11 protein-coding genes are annotated in these 8,149 nt (G+C 63.1%); all 11 read right to left on the bottom strand.

Annotated features, from left to right (window positions below; genetic code table 11):
• On the bottom strand, positions 1-915 hold a 915-nt coding region (gene hypE / locus NFX52_RS12950; protein WP_289781599.1), incomplete at its 3' end, for a hydrogenase expression/formation protein HypE.
• Positions 912-2,072: a hydrogenase formation protein HypD gene (gene hypD, locus NFX52_RS12955; protein WP_055394182.1), complete on the bottom strand. Its 1,161-nt coding sequence runs from the start codon at positions 2,070-2,072 to the stop codon at positions 912-914. The genes hypD and hypE, both read right to left, overlap by 4 nt.
• A complete protein-coding gene (locus NFX52_RS12960; protein ID WP_055394184.1) occupies positions 2,069-2,320 on the bottom strand; it encodes a HypC/HybG/HupF family hydrogenase formation chaperone in 252 nt (83 codons plus the stop codon). The genes hypD and NFX52_RS12960 overlap by 4 nt, the downstream gene beginning before the upstream one ends.
• The gene (locus NFX52_RS12965; protein ID WP_055394186.1) at positions 2,311-3,453 is read right to left on the bottom strand and encodes a Kae1-like domain-containing protein; all 1,143 of its coding nucleotides are present in this window, start codon (positions 3,451-3,453) and stop codon (positions 2,311-2,313) included. The genes NFX52_RS12960 and NFX52_RS12965 overlap by 10 nt, the downstream gene beginning before the upstream one ends.
• A 4-nt stretch (positions 3,454-3,457) precedes the next feature.
• The gene (gene hypB / locus NFX52_RS12970; protein WP_055394188.1) at positions 3,458-4,498 is read right to left on the bottom strand and encodes a hydrogenase nickel incorporation protein HypB; all 1,041 of its coding nucleotides are present in this window, start codon (positions 4,496-4,498) and stop codon (positions 3,458-3,460) included.
• Positions 4,499-4,681: 183 nt separating this feature from the next.
• Complete coding sequence (locus tag NFX52_RS12975) at positions 4,682-5,032, bottom strand: hydrogenase maturation nickel metallochaperone HypA/HybF (RefSeq protein ID WP_055394190.1); 351 nt, start codon at positions 5,030-5,032, stop codon at positions 4,682-4,684.
• Positions 5,025-6,122: a hypothetical protein gene (locus NFX52_RS12980; protein WP_055394192.1), complete on the bottom strand. Its 1,098-nt coding sequence runs from the start codon at positions 6,120-6,122 to the stop codon at positions 5,025-5,027. The genes NFX52_RS12975 and NFX52_RS12980 overlap by 8 nt, the downstream gene beginning before the upstream one ends.
• A gap of 56 nt (positions 6,123-6,178) precedes the next feature.
• Complete coding sequence (hybE, locus tag NFX52_RS12985) at positions 6,179-6,670, bottom strand: [NiFe]-hydrogenase assembly chaperone HybE (protein ID WP_162239739.1); 492 nt, start codon at positions 6,668-6,670, stop codon at positions 6,179-6,181.
• A gap of 55 nt (positions 6,671-6,725) precedes the next feature.
• Positions 6,726-6,977 (bottom strand): rubredoxin, encoded by a 252-nt coding sequence (locus NFX52_RS12990; protein ID WP_082437270.1) that lies wholly within the window; start codon positions 6,975-6,977, stop codon positions 6,726-6,728.
• Positions 6,974-7,843, bottom strand: coding sequence for a hydrogenase expression/formation protein (locus NFX52_RS12995; RefSeq protein WP_055394196.1), 870 nt, complete (start codon positions 7,841-7,843; stop codon positions 6,974-6,976). Before NFX52_RS12995 ends, NFX52_RS12990 begins: the two co-directional genes overlap by 4 nt.
• 30 nt (positions 7,844-7,873) lie before the next feature.
• Positions 7,874-8,149, bottom strand: a 276-nt coding sequence (locus NFX52_RS13000) for a thioredoxin domain-containing protein (protein ID WP_492759469.1), incomplete at its 5' end; no start/stop codon positions are given.

Below are 8,149 nucleotides of genomic sequence, written 5' to 3' on the forward strand. Positions count from 1 at the left end.
GCCTTCGTTGGCCACGTAGAGCGGGTCCAGGCCGAGCAGCTCGCAGGCCGCATCCACCTCTGGCTTCACCGGGATCGCCTCTTCTTGCAGCAGCATGCCTACGCCCGACTGCCGCGCCACTTCGTTGAGTGTCGTCGCCAGACCACCGCGCGTCGGGTCGCGCAACACGCGCACCGCGCCAGGCGCTGCAACCAACATGGCGGCCACCAGGGTGTGTAGGGATGCCGTGTCGCTTTCAATGGTGGTGCCGAAAGCCAGCGACTCGCGTTTCGACAACACGGCCACACCGTGATCGCCGATGCTGCCCGAGAGCAGCACCACATCGCCTGCGCGTGCGTTACGCCCGCTGATGTGCACACCCGGCGCCACCACACCCACGCCGGTTGTGCTGATAAACACGCCGTCGCCCTTACCCTGCTCCACCACCTTGGTGTCACCGGTGACGATCGGCACACCGGCCTCGCGTGCGGCGGCTGCCATGGATTGCACGATGCGCTGCAGATCGATGAGAGCAAAACCTTCTTCAATGATGAAACTTGCGCTCAGGTAAAGCGGTTTCGCACCACACATGGCCACATCGTTGACCGTGCCGTGCACCGAGAGGCAGCCCACGTCACCGCCGGGAAAGAACAAGGGCGAGACCACATGGCCGTCGGTGGCCATCACAATCCGGCCCTGTGCCGGATCGAAGCCGGGCAAGGCCAGCACTGCACCGTCATCACCCTGGCGCAGGAAGGCATTGTCAAAGGCCGCGAGGAACAGCTCATCAATTAGCTGCGCAGCGGCCTTGCCGCCTGCGCCGTGGCTCATGTCGATGCGGCCATGCTTGATGTCCAATGGACGGATGTAGTTTTTCTTCGCGGGTTTGGGAACAGGTAGTTCGCCAGTGCCGCTGAGCTCGCTGTCGCTTCTCATGGGGTAACCTTTTCGGCTGGGGCTGCGACCACGGGGATATCGCGAAAGCGACCATAGGTGTAGTGCGCGGCACAAGCGCCTTCGCTGGAGACCATGCAGGAACCCACCGGATTTTCCGGCGTGCAGACAGTGCCGAAGATCTTGCAGTCGGTCGGTTTTTTCACGCCGCGCAGTATGGCTCCGCACTCACAAGCCTTGTTGTCAGCCACGGGGATGTAGCGTAGGTCAAAACGGCGCTCGGCATCGAACGGCGCAAAGGTTTCACGGATCTTGAGCGCGCTGTAAGGCACCTCACCCAGGCCACGCCATTCAAAACTGGGACGCAGTTCGAACACCTCGGACACCAGGGCTTGTGCCTTGAGATTTCCCTCGGATGTGACGGCACGGGCAAACTCGTTTTCCACTTGGGCGCGGCCCTCATTGACCTGGCGCACCAGCATCAGGATCGCCTGCATCACGTCCAGCGGCTCAAAGCCGGCGATCACCACCGGCTTGCGGTACTCCTCAGCGAAGTGTTCATAGGGCTCGGAGCCGATCACGATGCTCACGTGCGCCGGGCCGATGAAGCCGTCGATCGGCACGGTGCCGAACTGACGCACCTCAGGCGACTCCAGAATGTGGGTGATGGCCGAGGGCGTGAGCACATGGCAACACAGCACGCTAAAGTTGCTCAGGCCTTCGCGCTGCGCATCACGGATCGCCAGCGCCGTGGGCGGCGTAGTGGTTTCAAAACCGATGGCGAAAAATACCACCTCGGATTGCGGATGCTCGCGTGCGAGGGTGAGCACGTCGGCGGCGGAATAGACCATGCGGATATCCCCACCGCGGGCCTTGGCCTTGATCAATGACAAGCTGTCTGACGCCGGCACCCGCATGGTATCGCCGTAGGTGCATACGATGGCACCTCGCTCCAGCGCTAGGCGGATCGCCAGATCAATGCGGCCGATGGGCAACACGCAAACCGGACAACCGGGGCCGTGGACCATGCGCACATTGGCCGGCAGCAGTTCGGTCACCCCGTAACGCGAGATGGCGTGCGTATGACCACCACAGAACTCCATGAAATCGTAGTTGCGAGAAGGATCGGCCTCGGCGGTGATGCGTGCGCCGATCTGACGGGCCAGTTCACCATCACGAAATTCGTGGATGTATTTCATAGGGGTTCTCCAACACCGTGCACTTTCGCTTCCATCTGCGCCATCTCGGCAAACAGTGCAAGCGTGCGCTCGGCCTCTTCGGGATCAATCGTGCCGATAGCGTGGCCCACGTGCACGATCACGTAGTCACCCACCTTCACATCAGCCACTAGGGCAACGGAGATGGCTTTACGGATTCCGGCGAGGTTGACTACCGCCTGGTCGTTGTCGAACAGCTCGACCAGCAGTGCAGGAATGGCTAGACACATGGTTCAGTTTCTTTCCAGGAACGGCTCGGGCTGTGGATGAGCTGTTGTGCAGCCACCCAGGCTTGGCCAAGCGCCAGCCCAGCGTCGCCGCAACCCTTTTCGATCGGTTGGAGCACACGCAAGCCTGCAGCCTGCAAGTGCATAAGCATCCGTTCGCGCAGGATTCGGTTGAAAAAGCAGCCTCCGCCCAGGCACACGATGCGGCAATTTCGCTCGTTCGCCGCCTGGATGGCCCAGGTGGCGAGCGCGTCAGCCAAGGCGAGATGGAAACCCGCCGCCGCCGCGTCCACATCATCTGCGGTCGCATCCAGCAGCGCGGCCAGAAGACCGCGCAGGTCGAGCCGGTGGTGTTCGTCGATAAGTGCCCCTGACAGCGGCATAGCGTTGGGATGCTGCACGAGCCAGCGCGCAGCCGCTGCTTCCAGCGCGATGGCCGCTTCCGCTTCGTCTGTCTGGCGCAGACACAAGCCCAAGGCGCCGGCCGCAGCGTCGAACCAGCGGCCAGTGCTGCTGGTGCGTGGACAGTTGAAGTTTTGGCTCAACATCTGCTGCACGCCGCTGGCCAGGGCCTCACCTACCCGGGGTGCGAAACGCGGTGTGATCTGGGCGCCACGACCCAAGGCCTGCAGGACACTCGCCGCCATGCGCCAGGGTTCACGGGCAGCGCGGTCGCCGCCGGGTAGCGCGAGTTCGTGGAGGTGGCCCAGCCGCTTCCAGTTGGCGCCGTGCAGCCACAGCAGTTCACCGCCCCAGGCACCACCATCGGTACCCAGACCCACACCGTCCAGCGCGAGTCCGATCACCGGTTCGGTCAGCGCATGTTCAGCCACCACAGCCGCGACATGTGCATGGTGGTGCTGCACCCCAATGGCAGGCACGCCCAGCGCCGAAGCCTGTTCTATGGCAAGCCGGGTACTAAAAAAATCGGGATGTAGGTCGTGGGCAATGGCCTGCACCGGGACACCGGCCGCGTCGGCTTGTCGCAACAGCGCCTGCACCGAGTTCTCCAGCGCCTCGCAAGCAGCCGGGTCACTGAGATCACCGTGCATGGGTGTCCACACGGCCTTGCCGTCGACCACCAAGCATGCGGCGTTTTTCAGCCACGCGCCGACAGCCATCACGGTCGTGCTCATGGCCTCACCCCTGGACTGTTTCGCCGCCGACCAGGACCCCGTGCGGCGGCAGCGTTTGAGGGCTCAAGACAGCTCGTGCCAAAGCGAGTTCAGCTTCGAGCTGTCGCACGCGTTCGCGCAACGCCACTTCAGTGACCGACTGATCAAGACCGATGGAGTGCTTGTGGTCGTGATGGGCTTGCGCAGCGCCCATGGCGTGCTCTAACCAGTGTAGCCAGGTCTCCATGCCTTCGCCAGTGGTAGCGGAAAGTTGCAAGACCTGAATATCGGGGTTCACGCGCCGTGCCAGCTCGATACAGCGCGCCACATCAAACCTGAGGTGCGGAAGCAAATCTATCTTGTTCAAAATCATGAGCTGCGAGGCGGCAAACATGTCGGGGTACTTGAGCGGTTTGTCTTCTCCCTCAGTCACCGACAGGATCGCCACCTTGGCAACTTCGCCCAAGTCCCACACAGCCGGGCACACTAGATTGCCCACATTTTCGATGAGCAGCAAGCTATGGCCATCATCGTGAGTGTGGTGGTGGACACCGTCCTCATGGGCGTGAGCGTGGCTATGCAGCCGCGCAAATGCTTCGGCGACCATGGGTGCATCGAGGTGGCAGCCCTTGCCGGTGTTGACCTGGATGGCGGGTGCTCCGGTAGCGCGGATGCGGTCGGCATCGAAGCTGGTCTGCTGATCGCCCTCGATCACCGATATCGGCAACGACGACAAGCGCGATTTAAATGCCTCGATAGTGGCGCACAGCAGCGTGGTCTTGCCTGAGCCAGGACTGGACACCAAGTTGAGCGCGGTTACGCCATGCGACTTGAAATGCGCCCGGTTCTGCATCGCTACGCGGTTGTTGGCGCCCAGAATATCAGTCTCGAGCTTGATGGCACGCGCCTGGCTCATGCCGGGTACCGAGACGCGGGCAGCGCCTGCGCCAAAGTGCAAATCGCCGCGCACCGGATCCACCGTCACCACGCCCGGTTCAACTTGATCGCTATTCAAATGCTGGCCATTGGCCGGATTGTTTTCACTGCATCCACATACGACACACATGTTCTGTCTCCTGTTTGATGTTCACTGAGGTGCCGCATAGCCCTGCGCGCACCCCACCCCGATTGAAACGAAGAACAGCGGTCCAGTCGCCCCACGCAACCGGCTTAGCCGGATCGTAGGAGCGGTCCCCCTCCCGCCGCAGACCAGAGATGAGAAAGCGGCGAAGCGGTACAGGGGTGCTTCCTATGCCTCATCGCTAACCCGCATATCCAGCACTCTCAATTCCATGCCGCCCGTTGGCTGAAGCTGGTAGCCGCCACACGCCGGGCAGGCATCTCCGCGCTGCGCGATCGCTACCGTCTGGCTGCAAGCCAGGCACCAAGCTTGGCCGGGCGGCTCCTCAATCTCGAATATTGCGCCGGCCAGCACCGTTCCGGGCGCCAGGCTCTCCAGCGCAAATCGCAGCGCGCGCGCATCCACCCCCGCCAGTTGTCCGGCTTCCAAGCGCAGCACCAACAGACGCCCAAAACCTTCTCGTGCGGCCGTGTCTTCCACGAGTTGCAGCACGCCTCCGGCCAGGCTGGCTTCATGCATGGACGGTCTCCCGTCTGGCGTCCAGCTGCGCGCCGCATTCAAAAGGTACGCAGGGGTCAAACGCCGCCATCAGCAGGCGCAGCTGGCGCAGCGCATCGGGCGTATAACCATCCAGCCGGCTCACACGCTGCGCCACCACCCCTATCGGGTGAAAATTCCACTCGGTAGGCGCGAGCACCCGGCAGGCAACGACGCGTGCACAGGCACCGTCCAGCACCACATGGTGCACGAGCAGGCCGCGCGCCATTTCCACCCAGGCCAGGCCCTGGTTCGAGCCGGTCGCCAGCGCACCCCAGGCCAGCCAGCCAGCCCCCTGCCCCTCCCCGGGCAGGCACAGGCGCACCAGCTCGGCCAGGCGGCAACCCAGCTGTGCCCAGGGTGTAAGCGGCGTTGCCTCTTCGGGCGCGTTAAGCCTCGCCCAGCTACCGGTGTGAGCACAGCCCCCTCCCCACTGCGGCTGCAAGGCAAACAGGGGTGTCGATACCAGTGTTGAGCCCAACAGACGCATCTGTTCGGGGGCTGCGTGCACGCGCAGCGCAGCGCCTGGGTCAAGGACTTCACCGGAATCTGCACCTCGTGCATCGCGCAGCAGCGTAGCCAAGCCCAGGCCATGCACGCCGCTGCCATGTTGTGCGCTCCAGGTGCGCAGCCAGTCGACACCATCCACAGCCCAGGCCGTCAGCCAGTCTGAGGCCGGCATGCCAAGCCACGTCTGGTGCAGCCAGCGGGCCGTGTCTGCCCAGCGCTTTCCGGTGTTTGGCGCCAGCAGCGGGCATCCGCGCAGCACGACGGCGGATGCCATGACATCTTGATCCTGGTCGCCAGTCACGCCGAGCAAGCGCGGCCAGTCCAGACCAATGCGGCGCACATGCTCCTGCGCAGTTTCCAGTCGCAAGCGTTCGGCCACCTGTTGCGGTGCGGCCAACAGGCCCGGGGCGGCCGCCTCGATGGCGAGCGATGAGCACAGCCGGTGCGCTTGGCTACAAAGATTAAAGACACTGGCCATGAGGCCGGGCAGCGTTTCGACCAGACGTCCCTCCCCCAAGCGCGCAGCCCAGTCCTGGCGCGTGCTGCTCAGGCTATGCGGCACGGGCGCCCCTGGTGACACCCGCAGTCTTCCGGCCAAAGCGGTGAACGGGTCGCTAGTCATCGACCAGCCGCCCCTTTCGCCGTACCGATGCCCATGAGAAAGAACGCTCGCCGAGCAGGGACGGCGGGCTGCGCCTGCCCCACCACTTCAATCACCTTCGGCCGGGTGAGCGCCAGCGCCGCCAGCGCCGTTTCGACGGCGGTCTGCTGGTTTGCGAAAGCCTGCATGGGCGAGAACAGCGCACAGGTCTCGTGGTAGCCGATGGCGTCGTCATGGCCGCCAATAAAATCAAAACGCTCACAGCCGAAATCACGCACAAACTTGCACCCAACCTGGTTGCCATGGGGCAGCACCCGCGCCGGCAACCGCACCAAGCTCATAAACCAGGGCGTGAGCAGCACGCCTTCTGCCACCGCGTCATCTCGGTCCTCGGGCGCCTCGCCCCAGCAAAAACCGACAGTCTCAATCCGCAGCACCGGATTGAGCATCGGGATGCCCACCATGCGCTGCGTGCGCACCCGCTCGAAATGCGCAGCCAAGCTGGCCACGCGCTGCTGCAATAGCGAGGAAGACATCAGGGGCATGTCAGTTTGCATGATGGGTTCATTCCAACAACAAAAACTGGTCCGGGTCGCCGTCGCAGTTTGGGCAACGCCAATGCGACGGCAGATCAGCAAACGAGGTACCGGGTTCGATCTGCCATTGCGGGTCACCGAGCGAGGGGTCATAAACCCACCAGCAGATCTTGCACTCCAACCTCGATCCGGGTCGCAGTACATCGCTGCGGCCCAGATACGACCCTTCGAAGCCTTCGAATCCGTTGTTATCGTGCGGTGCTTGGGGGCTGTCGCTCATGTGGCCTCCAACCAGAGCAGAACTTCGCGCAAACGCTCATGGGAATCGCGCAGATCTTCCGGCGCAGCCATGGCTACCTCAGGCATGTCCACCACCTCGACGGTGTTGAGGAGCACCCTGTCCATGGAGTTGTAATAAACGACGCGCCAGCAGTGGCGCAAGCGCGTGTTCGAGATGCGGCAGTTGCCATAACCGCGCGAGAGCATCAGCACACGTCCAGTACCCAGGTGGTGGTCGAGAAAGCCGATATCTTCGGGCGTGACCGGAAGAAGCGTGAGATTGACTACATGCGACAGTTGACCGGGTTTCCAGTTCGCGGACTGGTCGCGGATCTCTTCGATCAGCATGGGGGCGTTCTGCACATTGGGGGGAAGGGCACCTTGCCACCTGGGCATGGCGCCCTGAGTCCACACGTCTTCGTCCGCCGTACTGCGAAATAGCGAGGGCACTGGCCCGACCTCGATGGCGTCGTCGATCAAGACGCCATCACGGTAAGTCATCAGGCGCCAAACGCCAGCGTACACCGCTTCCTGAACGCGAACCTCCAATCCGTCACTGGCCAACTGCACGATGGCACTGGCCTCGCCTTCTCCCAGAGCCTGGTTTACCAGCGCAAAATCTCGGGACGGGAGCACCCCCAGCGGCACATAGCCGGGTGCCCCGCCCTGGCCGCCGCGCTCCAGCAGTGCCAACACCTGATCCAGCGCACCGCGCGCCTGCTCCAGCCCTACCAGATCTTCCAGCTCGGGCAAGACCGGTGGCCGATAGGTGTTCATGTCTTTCGGCATGGGCAGGTAATCCAGCGTTTCATCTTCGGTCTGGGTACCGGGGCCAATGGTCACTACCGGAATCGGAAAGTCTTTCATAGGGTATTCCTTAAAGAGATGCCATCGAGTTCAGTGGCAAGCAGCGTCATTGGCGCGAGCAAGCTGGCTGACCACCGGGATGCCGATGGTGGGCGCGCGCGAGGGTGGCATAACGAGCGCTGCGGCGAGTGCGTTGAGATAGACGTCCCAGTCCTGCATGCCAGCAATCGCCGTGACATACTGACCGTCACGGAAGAACAACAGCGTGGGCCAGCGGACAGCGCCATACCTGCGCGCCACCGCGTCTTCACTCTCGCGCGGCACTGCTGCCACGATGAATCGGTTGGGGAAGCTCTTCATAAGTTC

This window comes from Acidovorax facilis (assembly GCF_023913775.1).
In the GTDB taxonomy this organism is placed as follows: domain Bacteria; phylum Pseudomonadota; class Gammaproteobacteria; order Burkholderiales; family Burkholderiaceae_C; genus Acidovorax; species Acidovorax facilis.

Excerpts from the sequence above, each read along its gene's own strand:
- NFX52_RS12965 (WP_055394186.1), bottom strand. The coding sequence starts at position 3,453 with ATGAGCACGACCGTGATGGCTGTCGGCGCGTGGCTGAAAAACGCCGCA.
- NFX52_RS12995 (WP_055394196.1), bottom strand. The coding sequence starts at position 7,843 with ATGAAAGACTTTCCGATTCCGGTAGTGACCATTGGCCCCGGTACCCAG.
- hypD (WP_055394182.1), bottom strand. The coding sequence starts at position 2,072 with ATGAAATACATCCACGAATTTCGTGATGGTGAACTGGCCCGTCAGATC.
- NFX52_RS12990 (WP_082437270.1), bottom strand. The coding sequence starts at position 6,977 with ATGAGCGACAGCCCCCAAGCACCGCACGATAACAACGGATTCGAAGGC.
- hypB (WP_055394188.1), bottom strand. The coding sequence starts at position 4,498 with ATGTGTGTCGTATGTGGATGCAGTGAAAACAATCCGGCCAATGGCCAG.
- NFX52_RS12960 (WP_055394184.1), bottom strand. The coding sequence starts at position 2,320 with ATGTGTCTAGCCATTCCTGCACTGCTGGTCGAGCTGTTCGACAACGAC.
- NFX52_RS12975 (WP_055394190.1), bottom strand. The coding sequence starts at position 5,032 with ATGCATGAAGCCAGCCTGGCCGGAGGCGTGCTGCAACTCGTGGAAGAC.